The organism is Piscinibacter gummiphilus (assembly GCF_002116905.1).
Taxonomy (GTDB): Bacteria; Pseudomonadota; Gammaproteobacteria; order Burkholderiales; family Burkholderiaceae_C; genus Rhizobacter; species Rhizobacter gummiphilus.
The window spans coordinates 2,121,365-2,136,871 of sequence record NZ_CP015118.1 but is presented as its reverse complement, the minus strand read 5'-3'; the positions used below and the strand labels follow the sequence as shown (position 1 = coordinate 2,136,871).

15 protein-coding genes are annotated in these 15,507 nt (G+C 71.1%); 6 read left to right on the top strand and 9 right to left on the bottom strand.

What is annotated here, in order from left to right:
• The first annotated feature begins 3 nt into the window (after positions 1 to 3).
• On the top strand, positions 4 to 333 hold the full coding sequence (locus A4W93_RS09725) for a hypothetical protein (RefSeq protein WP_085750424.1): 330 nt from the start codon (positions 4 to 6) through the stop codon (positions 331 to 333).
• Here the strand turns inward: A4W93_RS09725 and A4W93_RS09720 are convergent.
• Positions 312 to 821: a DUF1993 domain-containing protein gene (locus A4W93_RS09720; RefSeq protein ID WP_085750423.1), complete on the bottom strand. Its 510-nt coding sequence runs from the start codon at positions 819 to 821 to the stop codon at positions 312 to 314. The two genes, A4W93_RS09725 and A4W93_RS09720, sit on opposite strands and share 22 nt — an antisense overlap.
• A gap of 102 nt (positions 822 to 923) precedes the next feature.
• Between A4W93_RS09720 and A4W93_RS09715 the strand changes: the two genes are divergently transcribed.
• The 4 genes from A4W93_RS09715 to A4W93_RS09700 are packed head-to-tail and all read left to right on the top strand — an operon-like array spanning position 924 to position 4,243.
• On the top strand, positions 924 to 1,934 hold the full coding sequence (locus A4W93_RS09715) for a D-2-hydroxyacid dehydrogenase family protein (protein WP_085750422.1): 1,011 nt from the start codon (positions 924 to 926) through the stop codon (positions 1,932 to 1,934).
• Positions 1,931 to 3,142, top strand: a complete 1,212-nt coding sequence (locus A4W93_RS09710) for an MFS transporter (protein WP_085750421.1) — start codon at positions 1,931 to 1,933, stop codon at positions 3,140 to 3,142. Before A4W93_RS09715 ends, A4W93_RS09710 begins: the two co-directional genes overlap by 4 nt.
• Positions 3,135 to 3,707, top strand: a complete 573-nt coding sequence (locus tag A4W93_RS09705) for a chromate transporter (RefSeq protein WP_085750420.1) — start codon at positions 3,135 to 3,137, stop codon at positions 3,705 to 3,707. Before A4W93_RS09710 ends, A4W93_RS09705 begins: the two co-directional genes overlap by 8 nt.
• Positions 3,704 to 4,243 (top strand): chromate transporter, encoded by a 540-nt coding sequence (locus A4W93_RS09700; RefSeq protein WP_085750419.1) that lies wholly within the window; start codon positions 3,704 to 3,706, stop codon positions 4,241 to 4,243. The genes A4W93_RS09705 and A4W93_RS09700 overlap by 4 nt, the downstream gene beginning before the upstream one ends.
• Here A4W93_RS09700 and A4W93_RS09695 read toward each other — a convergent pair.
• The 6 genes from A4W93_RS09695 to dsbD form a co-directional block, all read right to left on the bottom strand.
• On the bottom strand, positions 4,234 to 4,728 hold the full coding sequence (locus tag A4W93_RS09695) for a DUF302 domain-containing protein (RefSeq protein ID WP_157131623.1): 495 nt from the start codon (positions 4,726 to 4,728) through the stop codon (positions 4,234 to 4,236). The two genes, A4W93_RS09700 and A4W93_RS09695, sit on opposite strands and share 10 nt — an antisense overlap.
• A gap of 250 nt (positions 4,729 to 4,978) precedes the next feature.
• On the bottom strand, positions 4,979 to 5,716 hold the full coding sequence (gene rlmB / locus A4W93_RS09690) for a 23S rRNA (guanosine(2251)-2'-O)-methyltransferase RlmB (protein ID WP_085750417.1): 738 nt from the start codon (positions 5,714 to 5,716) through the stop codon (positions 4,979 to 4,981).
• Between the two features lie 28 nt (positions 5,717 to 5,744).
• Positions 5,745 to 6,110, bottom strand: a complete 366-nt coding sequence (locus tag A4W93_RS09685; RefSeq protein WP_237357737.1) for a response regulator — start codon at positions 6,108 to 6,110, stop codon at positions 5,745 to 5,747.
• A gap of 1 nt (position 6,111) precedes the next feature.
• Complete coding sequence (locus A4W93_RS09680; protein ID WP_085750416.1) at positions 6,112 to 8,925, bottom strand: response regulator; 2,814 nt, start codon at positions 8,923 to 8,925, stop codon at positions 6,112 to 6,114.
• 178 nt (positions 8,926 to 9,103) lie between these two features.
• Positions 9,104 to 9,769, bottom strand: coding sequence for an acetyltransferase domain-containing protein (locus A4W93_RS09675; protein ID WP_099960047.1), 666 nt, complete (start codon positions 9,767 to 9,769; stop codon positions 9,104 to 9,106).
• A 62-nt stretch (positions 9,770 to 9,831) separates the two neighbouring features.
• On the bottom strand, positions 9,832 to 11,754 hold the full coding sequence (gene dsbD / locus A4W93_RS09670; protein WP_085750414.1) for a protein-disulfide reductase DsbD: 1,923 nt from the start codon (positions 11,752 to 11,754) through the stop codon (positions 9,832 to 9,834).
• A 157-nt stretch (positions 11,755 to 11,911) separates the two neighbouring features.
• On the opposite strand from dsbD, the gene A4W93_RS09665 reads away from it, so the two are divergent.
• Positions 11,912 to 12,337 carry a cupin domain-containing protein gene (locus A4W93_RS09665; RefSeq protein ID WP_085750413.1) on the top strand — a complete coding sequence of 142 codons (426 nt, stop codon included), beginning with the start codon at positions 11,912 to 11,914 and terminating at the stop codon, positions 12,335 to 12,337.
• On the opposite strand, the gene A4W93_RS09660 is transcribed toward A4W93_RS09665, so the two are convergent.
• Positions 12,334 to 12,780 (bottom strand): protease complex subunit PrcB family protein, encoded by a 447-nt coding sequence (locus A4W93_RS09660; RefSeq protein WP_085750412.1) that lies wholly within the window; start codon positions 12,778 to 12,780, stop codon positions 12,334 to 12,336. The two genes, A4W93_RS09665 and A4W93_RS09660, sit on opposite strands and share 4 nt — an antisense overlap.
• Positions 12,781 to 12,791: 11 nt before the next feature.
• Positions 12,792 to 15,494 (bottom strand): S8 family serine peptidase, encoded by a 2,703-nt coding sequence (locus A4W93_RS09655; RefSeq protein ID WP_085750411.1) that lies wholly within the window; start codon positions 15,492 to 15,494, stop codon positions 12,792 to 12,794.
• Between the last annotated feature and the right edge of the window lie 13 nt (positions 15,495 to 15,507).

Genomic DNA, 15,507 nt, shown 5'->3' with positions numbered 1-15,507 from the left:
GCCATGACCAGCCCCCAAGTCGACCCCGCCGTGTCGTACCTCACGTTCCTCTCCACCGTCAGCGATGAACGGCTGGCCCGCGTGGCCGCCCGGCGCGCGTTCGTGGAGATGAAGGTGACCTTCATGCGCTCGGCGGCGCTGGTGCGCGGCTCGGCCGGGCCGATGCTGCAGCGGCAGGTGCGCCTGGCCACCGAGGTGGACCAGCTGTGCCGGCTGAGCGACTCGCTGTTCGGCGCCCTGCCCCCGGACGCCGAGGGGCACCGCGCGGAACTGCAGTACCACCTCGACAGCGTGTTCCCGGCCGGCGCCGATCAGGAACCCAGCCCGAGGTAATCCCCCTTGCCCAGCGGGACCCCGTTGTGGCGCAGCAGCGCGTACGCGGTGGTCACGTGGAAGAAGAGGTTCGGCAGCACGAAGTGCTTCAGGTAGGGCTCGCCCTGCATGACATGGCTGCCTTCTCGGCGCGGGATGGTGATGTCCTTCGCCTCGGTGCCGTCGATCTGCGCGGCGGGAATGGAATTCACGTACGCGATGGTCTTCGCGATGCGGGCCTTCAGCTCGGCGATGGTGGCCTCGTTGTCCTCGAACTTGGGCGCGTCCACGCCGGCCAGGCGGGCCACGCAGAACTTCGGGCCGTCGCAGGCGATCTGCACCTGGCGGGTGAACGGCAGCATGTCGGGCGCGAGGCGCGTGCCCAGCAGCACCACCGGGTCGAACTTGCGTTCCGCGGCGTACGCCTCGGCCTTGTCGAGCCACTTCGACAGGTTGCCGAGCATGGTCGTGAAGATGGGCACGCTGGCCGAGTGCATCGAGATGGACATGGGGTCTCCGAGGGGCTTGTGAGGCAGCGATGCTACTGCGGCGGGCGCAAAGCCGCACAGCGTGCACAATCAGGGGGGTAGTCCCCACACGCCCGAAGCCCCGTGAACATCATCATCCTCGACGATTACCAGGACGCGGTCCGCAAGCTCAAGTGCGCGACCCAGCTCGAGCACCTGAACGCGAAGGTCTTCACGAACACCGTGAAGGGCATCGGGCAGCTGTCGGTTCGCCTGCGCGACGCCGAAGTGCTCGTGCTGATCCGCGAACGCACCCAGTTCCCCCGTCAACTGCTCGAAAAACTGCCCAAGTTGAAGCTGATCGCCCAGACCGGCCGGGTCGGCTCGCACATCGACGTGGAGACCTGCACCCGGCTCGGCATCGCGGTGGCCGAGGGCGTCGGCTCGCCGGTGGCCCCGGCCGAGCTGACCTGGGCGCTGATCATGGCGTCGATGCGCCGTCTGCCGCAGTACATCGGCAACCTGAAGCACGGCGCGTGGCAGCAGTCGGGCCTGAAGGCCGCGTCCATGCCGCCCAACTTCGGCATCGGCACCGTGCTGCGGGGCAAGACGCTGGGCATCTGGGGCTACGGCAAGATCGGCCAGCTCGTGGCGTCCTACGGCAAGGCCTTCGGCATGCAGGTGGTGGTGTGGGGCAGCGAGGACTCGCGCGGCAAGGCCGCGGCCGACGGCCATGGCGCCGCCGACAGCCGCGAGGCCTTCTTCGAGACCTGCGACGTGCTGTCGCTGCACCTGCGCCTGACCGACGAGACCCGCGGCATCGTCAAGCCCGAGGACCTGTCGCGCATGAAACCCACCGCGCTGCTGGTGAACACCTCGCGGGCGGAACTGGTCGAGGAAGGCGCGCTGGTGTCGGCGCTCAACCGCGGCCGCCCCGGCATGGCCGCGGTGGACGTGTTCGAGAGCGAACCCATCCTGCAGGGCCACCCGCTGCTGCGTCTCGAGAACGCGGTGTGCACGCCGCACATCGGGTACGTCGAGCAGGGCAGCTACGAGTTGTACTTCAACGCGGCGTTCCAGAACGTCGTCAACTTCATCAACGGCCAGCCCAGCAACATCGTGAACCCGGAGGCGCTCAAGGTGATGCGGGGATGACGGGCGAACCGACGGCGCACCAGCGGCTCTCGCAGGCGCGCTGGGCGCTGATGTTCGGCAACTTCACCATCGGCTGCGGCGTGATGGTGGTCGCGGGCTCCCTCAACGACCTGATCCGCTCGCTCGACGTCAGCGTGGCCCTCGGCGGCCAGCTCATCGCCGTCGCCGCCATCGTGATGTGCATCGGCGCGCCCACCATGGCCGCGCTCGTGGGCGGCTGGGACCGGCGCAAGCTGCTGGTCGCCTCGCTCGTCTGGTACGGCGTGGGGCATGCGCTGAGCGCCGTCGCCCCCACCTACGCGGCGCTGCTGCCACTGCGCACGCTGTCCGTGCTGTCGGCCGCGGTGTTCACGCCGCAGGCCGCGGCCGTGATGGGGCAGCTCGCCCCGCCCGAGGAACGCGGCCGTTCCATCATCTTCATCTTCCTCGGCTGGTCGGTCGCCTCGGTGATCGGCATGCCGATCCACAGTTTCATCGGCGAGGCGTTCGGCTTCCGCTGGGCCTTCGGCCTCGTGGCCGTGCTGTCGGCGGGTGCGGCGTGGTGGGTGTGGCGCGCGATGCCGGCCGGCATCGTGCTGCCGGCCATGCGCCTGGCCGCATGGCGCGAGGTCTTCACGCACCCGGTGCTGATGGCCATCATCGCGGTCACGGCGATGTCCGGCGCCGGGCAGTTCAGCGTCTTCGCGTACATCGCGCCGTACTACCGGCAGGTGCTGCACGCCGACGCGGCCGAGACCAGCGCCCTCTTCTTCTGGTTCGGCGCCTTCGGACTCGCGGGCAACCTGCTGCTGTCGCGGTTCATCGACCGCATCGGCGCGGCGCGCATCGTCGCCGGCTCGCTGACGCTGATGGCCTTCAGCCTGCTGATCTGGCCGCTGGCCACCAGCGTGGTCGCGATGGCGCTGCTGATGGTGCCGTGGGGCCTCGGCGGCTTCGCGTCGAACTCGGCGCAGCAGGCGCGACTGGGCGGCGCGGCGCCGGAACTGGCGTCGGCACTGATGGCCCTCAACACGTCGGCCATCTACCTCGGCCAGGCCGTGGGTGCGGCCGGCGGCAGCGCGATGGTGGCGGCCAACCTCGCGCGCGGCGCGGGGCCGGCGGCCACGTACGACGGCCTGCACTGGATGGGCCTCGCGTGGATCCTGGCCGCCATCGGCCTGAGCGTCTGGGCGCACCGCGCGCTGCAGCGGAACGGCGGCCGTGCCTGAGTCCGGGCAACCCCTGCGCCAGCCGCAGTCCTGCGGCGAACTCTTCCGCGTGTTCACGCTGCTCGCACTGCAGGGTTTCGGCGGCGTGCTGGCGGTGGCGCAGCACGAACTCGTCGAACGGCAGCGCTGGCTCACGCGCGACGAGTTCCTCGAGATGCTGTCGGTGGGCCAGGTGCTGCCCGGCCCCAATGTCGTGAACATCTCGCTGATGATCGGCGACCGCTTCTTCGGATGGCGCGGCGCCGCGTCGGCGCTGGTCGGCATGCTGGCCGCGCCGCTCGTGCTGATGCTCGCGCTGGCGATGCTCTACGGCCGCTTCGCGGACGACCCGCGCGTGAGCGGCGCGCTGCGCGGCATGGGCGCGGTGTCCGCCGGCCTCGTGCTCGCGATGGCGTGGAAGCTCGTGGGCAGCCTGAAGAAGAACCCGCTCGGGCTCACGACCTGCCTGGCGCTCGGGGCCCTCACCGTGGGGCTCGTGGTCGGCATGCGATGGCCGCTCGCGTGGGTGCTTGCCGGTCTGGGCCCGATCGCGATCGGGCTCGCCTGGTGGAAGCTGCGGCCATGACGGTGCCCTTCCACACGGCCGACCTGCTGCCGCTGTTCCTGCACTTCGTGATGCTGAGCCTGCTCGCCGTGGGCGGCGCCATCACCACCGCGCCCGACATGCACCGCTACCTCGTCGGCGAGCAGCACTGGCTGACCGACGCGCAGTTCACCGCCTCGGTCGCCCTCGCCCAGGCCGCGCCGGGCCCCAACGTGCTGTTCGTCGCCGTGCTGGGCTACAACGTCGCGGGCCTGCCGGGCGCGTTCGTGACGATGGCCGGCATCATGCTGCCGTCCACCACGCTCGCGCTGTGGGCCACGCGATGGGGCCGCTCGCGCCGCGAGACCCGCGGCGTGCGCGCCTTCACGCTGGGCCTGGCCCCGCTGACGCTCGGGCTGCTGCTGGCCACCGGCTGGGTGCTGACCGAACCGGCGCGCGACAGCCCCGGCGCGATGCTGCTGGTGGGCCTGTCGACGGTGGTGATGGCCCGCACGCGCCTCAGCCCGATGTGGCTGGTGGCACTGGGCGCGGTGGCAGGGGCGGCGGGCTACGCCTGAGTGGCCGCCGGATCGGCTGCCAAGGCTTCATCGACCACGATGGGCAGGTCGGCCAGGTCGTGGCGCACTTCCGGCGTCATGCCATCGGGGATCTCGTCGAACGCCCCGTCGGAGAACCAGACCTCGGTGGTGCCACCCAGCCCCTGGCGCACGGTGACGCTGAGCAGCAGGGCCGGCGGGCCGTTGGGTCCGTCCATGGACACGGGCGTGCCGCCCTGGGACGACTCCAGCACGATCACGAGCTGGGGCAAGGCCTGTTCGCGTTCGGCCCCGGTGGGGGCCGTCTGTTGAAGGCGGGCGAGCACGGGCAGGCCATGGCGCAGGGCCGAGGCCTCGATGCGCGACACGGTCTCTTCCACGCTGTAGCGGCTGACCCGGGTGTGGGACGGACGCTCTTCCATGCCGACGGCACGGGTTCCACCGCTCAGGGCCGCAAGGATCATCGCCGCCCCGCCTGTCATCCAGAAGCGAAATGGATTCTTCATGAGATCTCCTTCGCGCAGAGGTACGGACCATACGGTGGCCGAGGAAGCCGATCAAGCGCTTCCTGTTTGCCGACTTGTAAAAGTTTGTTTCCTAGGGATCCGAGGTGCGCGTGCCTTTTTTTGTGGCACGCGGGCCCCCCCTCCTGCCGCACCGCAGCACCGGATTCGGGATGGCTCCAACCGACCCGGGCGCATGCCCTTGGTGCACGCAGGGACGCTGGGAATCGCGGCGCGGCGGAGGGGCTTCCGGTCAGCCCTGGCGGCGCTGGCGGACGGCCTCGTAGAGGCACACGCCGCTCGCCACGGAGACGTTCAGGCTCTCGACGGCGCCGGCCATCGGCAGGTGCACCAGCTCGTCGCAGGTCTTCGCCGTCAGCTGCCGCATGCCGGCGCCCTCGGCGCCCAGCACCAGCGCGACCGGGCCCGTGAGGTCGAGGTCGTAGAGGGACTGCGTCGCCTGGTCGGACGTGCCGATGATGCGGATGTCGCGCTCCTTCAGCTCGTTGAGCGTGCGTGCGAGGTTCGTGACCATGAAGTACGGCACCGTCTCGGCAGCGCCGCTGGCCACCTTCGCCACGGTGGCATTGACCCCCACGGCATGGTCCTTCGGCGTGATCACGGCCTGGGCGCCCGCGCCGTCGGCCACGCGCAGGCAGGCGCCGAGGTTGTGCGGGTCGGTGATGCCGTCCAGCACCAGCAGCAGCGGCACGCCCTCGACGGCGTCGAGGGTGTCGTCGAGCGAGTGGCTCATCGCGACGTGTTCCACCCGCGCCACGACGCCCTGGTGGCGGTGGGTGCCGCACAGCTTCTGCAGGCGGTCGTCGTCGCTGTCGACCAGGCGCACGCCGGCGTCACGCGCGCGGTCGAGGAACTGGCGCATGCGCTGGTCCCGGCGCGAGGCATCGAAATGGATTTCGGTGACGGACTTCGGCGCGGTCTTCAGCCGGACCGTCAGGGCGTGGAAGCCGAAGAGGATCTGTTTGCTCATCCCGGCATGGTAGCCGGGTGAGTCTCGGTCAGGCCATGACCTTGTCGACCACGGCCACCAGTTCGCTGTACTGGAAGGGTTTGGCGAGGTACGCATCGCACCCCGCGGCCAGGATGCGTTCGGCATCGCCCTTCATCGCGAGCGCCGTGAGCGCGACCACCTTGATGCCGGCCGTGGACGCGTCGCCCTTGAGCAGACGCGTCGCGGCGAGGCCATCGATGCCGGGCATCTGCACATCCATCAACACCACGTCGGGATGTTCGGCACGGGCCTGCACGAGGCCCGACTCGCCGTCGACCGCCGTGAACACGGTGTGCCCGGCCCGCTGCAGCAGCAGCTGCGCGAGCTTGAGGTTCTGCGGGTTGTCTTCCACCACGAGCAGTCTGGCCATCATGTCACTCCGTCACACGGCGCCGTTTCGCGAGGGCCCGGCGCACTTCCGCCAGGAGGCTCGCCGGCAGGAACTCCGCTTTCTCCAGCACCTGCTGCACCTGCCCGCCGAGGATCGATCGGTCCTCCGCGGTCAGCAGCTTGGCCGTCAGCACGATGATCGGGATGTCGGCCGTGGTCGGGTCGGCGCGCAGCGCCCGCACCACGTCGAAACCGGAGATCGTGGGCATCATCAGGTCGAGGATGATCAGCGCCGGCGCCTGCCCGCGGGCGAGGTCGAGCGCCTCCGCCCCGCCGTAGGCGCCCACCGGCTCGAAGCCCGAGGCCTCCAGGTGCTTGCTCACGAGCGTGACGGCCTTCGGGTCGTCGTCGACCACCAGCACCTTCGCACCGGTCCGCCCGTCACCGTTCAGGTCGATCGAGGCCACCGCGGCGATCAGTTCGTCGGGGTCGACCGGCTTCGTCAGCACCTGCGAGGCCCCGAGCGCGAACCCGCGCCGGCGTTCGTCGGTGACCGACACGATGACCACGGGGATGTTGCGGGCCTGCTCGATCTCCTTCATCTTCAGCAGCATGTCCCAGCCGTCTATGCCCGGCAGGATGATGTCGAGCACGATCACCGACGGCGTCAGCTGTCCGGCCATGTGCAGGCCTTCCTCGGCCGAGCGGGCCAGCTCGACGCGGTAGCCCTGCCCTTCGAGGTGGTTCACGATCATCGTGGCGGCCCGCGCGTCGTCTTCGACGACCAGCACCAGTGGCGCATCGGCCAACGGTGCGTGCACGGCGATCACGGCCTTGCCCGTCACGTCGGGCGCCTGGCGGATCTGTTCATCGCTCGGCTCGCGCCACGGCAGCACCACCGTGAACGTGGAGCCCTCGCCCGGGATGCTGGTCACCAACACGCCCCCCCCGTGCAGTTCGGCCAGTCGCTTGACCATCATCAGGCCGAGCCCGGTGCCGGCGTACTTGCGGGACAGCGACGAATCGATCTGCACGAAGGGCTGGAACAGACGCTCGAGGTCCTCGCGCGCGATGCCGATGCCGGTGTCGGCGACCGCGATGGACAGCCAGTTCGGGAACGCGTCGAGCTCGGCCGGCGGAAAGGCCCGCGCGCCCGCGCGGCTGAAGGCTGCCTTCACCGACGGGGTGTCCGTCTTCGCGACGGTGAGGGTCACGTGCCCGCCCTCGGGCGTGAACTTCACGGCGTTGGCCAGCAGGTTGTAGACGATCTGCTTGGCCTTGCGCACGTCGACCAGCACGCTCGGCAGCTCCGCATCGCACACGGCCCGCAGCCGCACGTGCTGCGTGCTCGCCTTCTCGCGCATCACCGACATGCCGCTGCCCGACAGCTGCTGCGGCTCGACGGGCTCCAGCTCGAACGGCGAATGGCCCGACTCCACCTTCGAGAGGTCGAGGATGTCGTTGATCAGCGAGAGCAGGTGCTTGCCGCTCGTGAAGATGTCGGTGATGTACTCCGTCTGCTCCGACGTCAGGTCGCCGACCATGCCGTCCTTCAGGATCTCGGAGAAACCGATCACCGCGTTGAGCGGGGTGCGCAGCTCGTGGGACATGTTGGCGAGGAACTCGCTCTTCATGCGGTCGGCCTTGCGCAGCTCGGCGTTCTTGAGCTGGATGTCCTCGCCGCGCGCGCGCAGCTGCTCGGCCAGCAGGCTCAGCTCGGACATCTGCGAGAGGTTGTGCAGCGCCACGCCCCACTGCGCGCACAGGCGCTCGACGAAGCGGCGGTCGCCGTCGTCGAGCTTCGCCGACGTGGCCAGCGCCAGCACGCCGCACAGGTGCCCCTGGAACACCACCGGCGAGGCCAGCACCGTGGCCGGCACGAGCTTGGCCAGCCCGCCATCGATGCGGAAGCCCCCGGGCCGGTCCAGCTCGGCGATCTCGACCGCCTGCATCGACCGGCCGGCGAGCCCGATGGGGCCTTCGCCCAGGCGCACGAGCGGCTGCAGGTCCGACGGCGCGGCGTGGCTCGCGGCCAGGCGCAACATGCCGCCGATGTCCTCGTGGGTGTAGTAGGCCGAGCACAGGAACTTCGGGTCCCCCGCCAGCACGTCGAGCGTGCCGTCGATCACCGCGTGGCGGTCGGGCTGGCTGTTGTAGAGGGTCAGCGCGCGGGCGTGCAGTTCCTCGTGCCGCCGGGCCTGGTGGATCGCCTGCTCGGCCGCCTGGCGGGCCAGCAGATCGCGCCGCAGCCGCCAGTACACGACGGGCAGCGAGAGCAGCACGACGACGATCAGCGTCGAGAACACCGCCCCCGTCAGCGTCGCCTGTTCGGTGACCTGGGCCGAACGCTGCGCGAGCAGGCGGTTCTCCTCGCCGGACATCTCGTCGAGCAGGGACCGCATCGTGCTCATCAGGCTGATGCTGGCGTCCAGGCGCGGCTGGAGGTCGGCGGTGAAACCCTGTTCGCGCAGCATCTGCACGGTGTCGCGCGCGAGCGTGACGCGGGCCAGCATCACCCGGCGCAGCTCCACCAGGCGGTCCTGCTGCGGGGGGTTGTCGAGCGTCTGGCGCGTGACGTTGCGCAGTCCGGCGTCGAAGCGGTTCAGGGCCTCGTCGCGTTCGGCGATGAAATCGGGCCGCCGGGAGATCATGTAGCCCCGCTGGGACGCCTCGGCCTGCTCGAGGTTGGACTGCATCCGGGCCACCTCGGCGATCACCTGCTGCGTGTGGTTCACGAACTCCGCGGCGCGGATGGCCTCTTGCGCGAAGTTCCACGCAAAGGCCCCGAGGGCCAGCACGAGGATGGCGACGGCGGACAAGGCCGCGATGGCCCATTGCCGGACCGACAGATGACCCATTGACGCTCCCAGGACGACAGACCGAGATGACGTTGCGTCCGATCCGCGCCGGTCGGCCGCGCCGTCGTGGGCGGGGTCCGCCGGCCCCCTTGCGCGAGACCGTACCGGTACGGTGTAACACAGAGTACGACCGCTCGCAGCCCCCTGGTGCGAAACCCTGCCAGGCCGACGTGATCGCCTACGAGAACGACCGCCGCGCCGCGGCCACGCCGGTCAGCACCGCGAAGAACACCGGCTGGTGGACCATGTAGGTCGTGAGCGACCAGCGCCCGAGCACGGCAAGCCCCCGCCCGGCCCGGGGCACGGCCCCGCTGAACCAGTGCCGGCGCCGGGCGAGCGTCCACTGCCCCGCGGCCATGCCCCACCACATCACGCCGAGCCAGGGCAGCACGGGCACGAAGTCCTCCGTGACGGGCTTGCGGGTCACGAGGCCGATCCACTGGGTGGCACGCGCGTCGAACCAAGGGTGCTGGATGAACTGGGGCAGCAGCATGGCCACGAGGCCCAGCAGCCACAGCCAGCGGCCGGCCGGCGCGGTGAGCCGCACGACGACCAGCATCACCGCGATGCCGTGCAGCACCCCGAACGTGATGACGCTGCGCGGGAACACGTACCAGGACCCGAGGGTGACCAGCAGCGCGCAGCCGGCCACCTGCCCCCATCGCCGCCAGAACCGCGGCCAGCGCTGCGCCTGTGCGAGGGCCTCCGCCTGGCCCAGGCCGGCGCAGAACAGGAACAGCGAGACGATGCAGGTGCGCTGCCACGTCCAGAACGGGTCTTCGTAGAAGTTCTGGCGGATGAACCGGAAGTGGTTCAGGTCGAACATGAAGTGGAACCCCACCATCCACACCACGGCCGCGCCCCGCAGCGCGTCGAGCCGGTCGAACCGTTCGGTGGGGGTCTTCTTCACTGCGCGCGGGTCAGCGGCTCGATGCGGGCCAGGTGCTCGAGGAACCGCTCGGCGTTCTGGAAGCCGATCACGCGGGCGCCGGGGATCTCGGGGCCGGCCGGCGGGAAGAACAGCATGGCCGGCGGGCCGAACAGGTGGTGCCGGCGCAGCAGGGCCTTGTCGGCCTCGCTGTTGGCGGTCACGTCCACGCGCAGCAGGTTCATGCCGGCGAGCTTCTCGCGCACGGCCGGGTCGGTGAGCGTGAGCGCCTCGAACTCCTTGCACGAGACACACCAGTCGGCGTACACGTCGACCATCACCGGCTTGGTGGACGTGCGCACCGCCTCGTCGAGCGCGGCCAGGTCGGCGACGGGCACGAACTTCACGGGCGACTCGGCCACCGACAGCGCCCGGCCGTCGCCTGGCGCGGCGGCGAAGTGCTGCAGCGGCTGCAGCAGGCTGCGCCCGCCCGAGGCCACGCCCACGAGCTGCACGGCGGCCAGCACCGACAGCGCGATGCCCACGCCCTTCGACAGCGTGCGGCCCGGATGGGTGGCGTGGCCGTGCAGCGGCTCGAACGCACCGAGGTACACGCCGGCGGCCAGCAGCAGCACGGCGGCAGCCAGCATGACGATCCACACCGGCAGCACCGGTGTCACCATCCACAGCGCCACGGCCAGCAGCAGGAAACCGAAGAAGTGCTTCACGTGTTTCATCCAGCCGCCGGAGCGCGGCAGCAGCGTGCCGGCCGACAGGCCCACGAGCAGCAGCGGCACGCTCATGCCCACCGCCATCGAGAACAGCGCGACGCCGCCGATCACCGTGTCGCGCGTCTGGCTGATGTAGACGAGCGCCCCGGCCAGCGGCGCGGCCACGCACGGGCCCACGATCACCGCGGACAGCCCGCCCATCGCGAACACGCCCAGGTGCTGGCCGCCCCGGATGCGGTTCGACGCCGAAGCGAAACGGGCCTGCAGCGACGCGGGCATCTGCAGCTCGTAGACGCCGAACATCGACAGCGACATGCCGGCCAGCAGCAGCGCGAAGGCGCCCAGCACCCACGGGTTCTGCAGCGCGGCGCCCAGCCCCTCGCCGAGCAGCGCGGCCACGATGCCGAAGGCGGTGTAGACGATGGCCATGCCGAGCGCGTAGGCCAGCGCCAGCGAGAAACCGCGCGCCCGCGACACCCGCTCCGACTGGCCCACGATGATGGACGACAGGATGGGCACCATCGGCAGCACGCACGGCGTGAACGACAGCAGCAGGCCGGCCAGCACGAACACGCCGGCGATGGTCAGCAGGCTGCGCGACTGCAGCGCGCGGCCGAAGGGTTCGTCGGCCTCGGCGACCGGTGCGGCCGCAGGCGTGGTGGTGGCGGTGGCGGCCGGCACGGGTGTGGCCGCCGGCGAGGTCAGCGCTCCCAGCAGCCCGCCCCGCGCCGCACCCGGGGGCGGCGGCACGGCCGCGAGCGAGACCTTCATGAGCCCCCCCGGACCGGCCTCGACATCGACACCCCGCTGTTGCGGCGGATAGCACAGGCCCTTGTCGGCACAGCCCTGGTTGCCCACCTGGAGCTGGAACGTGGTGGGGGCGGCCTGGGGCGGCACCTGGAGCACGAGCACGACGGCATTGCGCAGCGTCTCCACGTCCTTGCCGAAGTTTTCGTCGAACTTCACCTTGCCGCGCGGGATGTCGAGTGCGCCGAGCGCCACCGTGTCCGGCACGGCCGTGGCCGAGAGCTTGTCACGGTAGAGGTAGTAGCCCGGGGCCACGTCGAAGCGGATCTCCACGCGGCCGGCATCGAGCTGGCGGGCCGACAGCTCGAAGGCCTTCACCGGGTCGAGGAACTCGTCCTCTGCACGTGCGCCGCCGGCGGCCAGCGCCAGCCCCACGGCGAACACCGCCCCCAGCAGGTGCGTCGAGATCGATCGGATGCCCATGATGTGTGATTCTGTCCGGCCCGGCGCCCAACGCCCCGGTGCACCTCGGATTGTAGGAACTCCGGAACGTTCCCCGTGACAGCCCGTTTCTTGTGCAACCGGGGCGGGAACGCTTCATGCATGAAACGGCCACCCCAGCAGCAGGAGGTGCCCGGCCATGACAGACGAATTCGCCCCGACCCGCTTCTCCCACGTGAAGGCCGGAGAAAACGGGTGGCGCAGCGACGGACTGCGCGACTTCTTCCTCTACCGCGACCTCGGCGTCGCCGAGGCCACCGAAGGCAAGGTGATCTGCCACCTCGTGAAGGCCAACATGGCGCCCGAAAAAGGCACCGGCTGGCACCGCCACGAGGCGCACTTCCAGATCGTCATCATGACCAAGGGCTGGGCCCGGTTCATGTACGGCGACCAGGACACGCTCGTCTCCGCGGGCGATTGCGTGCACCAGCGCCCCGGCATCGTCCACTACCTCTACGACTACTCGCCGGACATGGAGTACCTGGAGATCGTGAGCCCCGCCGACTTCAAGACGGTGGAGATGCCGGCGCCGGCCGAGGTGCCGCCCTTCACGCCCTGGTCCTAGCGCTTCACCTTCGGGCGCCCGCGCCAGACCACCTCGCCCCGCGTGCGGTCGCGCACCTCGACGCGCGACCACGTGCGCTTGGGCACCGCCAGCACCACGCAGGGCCGCGACAGCGCCATCGCGGCCATGTCGTCCGGCCCCGGGCGGGTGATGGTGACGTCGAGCCGGGTGTGCCGGCCCGTGCCGGCGAGGTCACCGGGTTCGGCCGCCACGGTCACGCCCAGCGTGCGCTGCTGGCCGAGCGCGAAGACGAGCACGTCCTGCGCGGTCCAGTCGACCGGAGCGCCCAGCACGCTTTCCTCCGGGCCGGTGAAGGCCTCGCGCCACGGTGCCTCCGCGGCGAACACCCGCAGCACCGGGCCCTCGCCGCGCCACGGGCACTGCGCATGGCTGCGGGCCAGCGCCGGACCGGCCGCGGCGCCCGCCGCCAGGGCCAGCAGCATCGCGGCCCGCCTCACCGGCCGCGCCGGAGCGCCCGCAGCTGCGCCCCGCCCGTGCTCACGCCCCCATAGGGCGACAGTTCGAAGTTCAGGTCGGTGCGCGAGCCGGTCAGCTCGATGATGGTCTGCCCGGCCCCGTACTGCGGGTAGCCGCCGCAGGCCTCGCCGCGCTGGCACAGCACGCCGTCGTTGTCGATGTCGGTGCCCGCGGAGATCCGCACGCGCGCCGCCTGCACGCCCGTCACCTGCCAGGTGTAGACACCCCCCGCGACATCCACGCCGACCTGCGCGACCGGCGTGCCGGTGTCCGGGTCGACCACGAGCACGTAGACCCGGCCGTAGTCGGCCGCGGGCGCGGTGCCCGGCGGGGCCGTCACGATGCTGATGCCCACGTAGAACGTGCGCGCCGCCGTGGTGGTGACCGCGAGGGACGCGAAGGAACTGCCGACGGGCAGCGCGTCGCGCGAGACCGTCACCGTGTACGTGCCCCGCTGCTCCGCGTCGACCGTCGTGGGCACGACCGTCACCGCGGGCGACGAACTGGTCACCGAAGCCACGCCCTCCGCACTGGCCCCGCCCTGCACCACGAGTTGCAGTTCCTCGGTGGTGCGCAGCGCGCCGAAGTCGAGGTGGGACGGCTGGGCCACGACCGTGCCCGGGACCGGCGCCGGATTGCCTCCGGCCAGCAGCAGCGCCTCGTTGACCGCCTTGCCCGCGTTGACGAGGCCGAAGCCGGTGGCCGCGTCGCGGCCGACGGTGCCCAGGTCGTCGGTCAGGCGGCCCGCGGCGAGCAGCGTGTCGATCTGGTCGGGGGTGATGGCGGGGTTCGCGAAACGCATCAGCGCCATCACGCCGGCCACGTGCGGCGTGGCCATCGACGTGCCCGACATGCCCGCATAGCTGGGCACGCGCGTGGTGCCCACGAAATCCCCGATGGTGCTGTAGATCTCGTCGGGCAGCCCGGTGCCGGTGGTGGATTGCCGCGGGTCCCCACCGGGCGCCGTCAGGCTCAGCGCAGGATCGCTGTTCGAGTACGTGGCCTTCTGGCGGCGCGCGTCGACCGCCCCCACCGAGATGACCCCCGGGCAGTTCGACGGGCTGTCGCGCACCGACAGCCCGTCGTTGCCCGAGGCCCCGACGACGATGACACCGGCCGCGCGGGCGCGGGTGATGGCGTCGCTGTACGCCGCCGGGCAGGCGCGGCTGGAGCCCAGGCTGAGGTTGATCACGTCGGCGCGCCGCGCGGGCAGCACCCCCGAACTGTTGGGCAGGCCCGCGGCATAGAGGATGGCCTGGGCCACGTCGGCGCTGCTGCTGGTGGCCGAGTCTTTCGCGAACACGCGGATGGGCAGCAGCCTCGCCATGGGCGCCACCCCGGCCACGCCCGTGGTATCGAACGTGGCCGCGGCCACCGTGCCGGCCACGTGCGTGCCGTGGAAGCCGGTGGGGCTGCCCGGGCCGCTCGGGTCATCGGCGCTGGTGGAGAACGTGCCGCTGTTCGTGAAGCTCGCCTGTTCGCCGATCTGGCTCGCGAGGTCGGGGTGGTCGGCGACGATGCCGCTGTCGATGACGGCCACCACCGGGTACGTGGTGAGGGTGGCCTTCAGGGGCACCAGCGTGTTCATCGCGGCCGGCAGACCGATCATCTCGTAGTGCCAGCGCTGGTTCGGGTACAGGCGGTCGGGCGGCGGGTAGGTCCCGACCGGTTCGGACCGCAGCCGCACCGTGTAGTTGGGCTCGGCCCATTCGTACAGGCCGCTGTGGCGCAGGTGCTTGGCCGCATTGACCGTGTCGATGACCTCGCGCAGCGCGTCGGGCAGCCCGGCGGCGGGGTCCGTCGCCGGCGGGGTGGCCTTCGCCGCGGCCGCGGCCAGCCGCTTGGCGCCGTCGCCCCGGGCGAGCGGCGCCGCGGTGGTCACCAGCCGCGAGAGGGCCGCGGCCCGTTCGGTGCGGTCGGCCGGCAGGCGCAGCACCTGCGGCGCGGCCGAGGCGGCGGCCTGTGCGGTCTCGAGTGCGCCGGCGCGCAGGGCCGACACACGCGCCCCGTCCAGCGACGCATCGGCCACCGGCCGCGCGACGATCTCGCGCGGGACGATGCTGGACGCCGTCGCCGGCACGACGTTGGCGCACGTGCTGCCGTCGTTCGGCGCCCCGATGCGCAGGTTGTAGAGCGACGCCCCGGAGAACGCCGCGACGACCACGCGGTGCCGGCCCGGGCGTTCGATGCGCAGGCATTCGTAGGCGTTTTCGCCGGAGGATTCGCCGATGGGCGCATCGCCTTCGCTCGCGGTCTCGGCGTAGACGTACAGGTCGAGGTCGTTGACCTTCGGGTCGGCCATGAACTCGAGTTCGATGACCTGACCGGCCTGCAGGTCGACCTGGTAGACGTCGAACAGGTCGCCGCCGTTGTAGTTGGCCCCGGCCGGGGCACCGGCGCCCCGCAGGTTGACGGAGCCGAGCAGGTACACCGGCGAGAGGAGCGCCTGCGCGGTGGCGAAGGTGTCGTTCGACCGCCGGCCCGCCTGGTTCGGGTCGTTGGTGTCACCGTCGACGGCCGCGGTCTCGGGCAGCGAGATCACGCCGGACAGCGTGACCCCCTCGGGCTCGGACGATGAGTCGCCGCCGCAACCCGCCAAGGCGAGCAGGGTGGTGGCGACACCGGTGGTCAGGAGGCGGGCGGCCCGGCGGGCGGCGCGCCCGGAGGCACTTCTCATCATGATGAGATCGTAG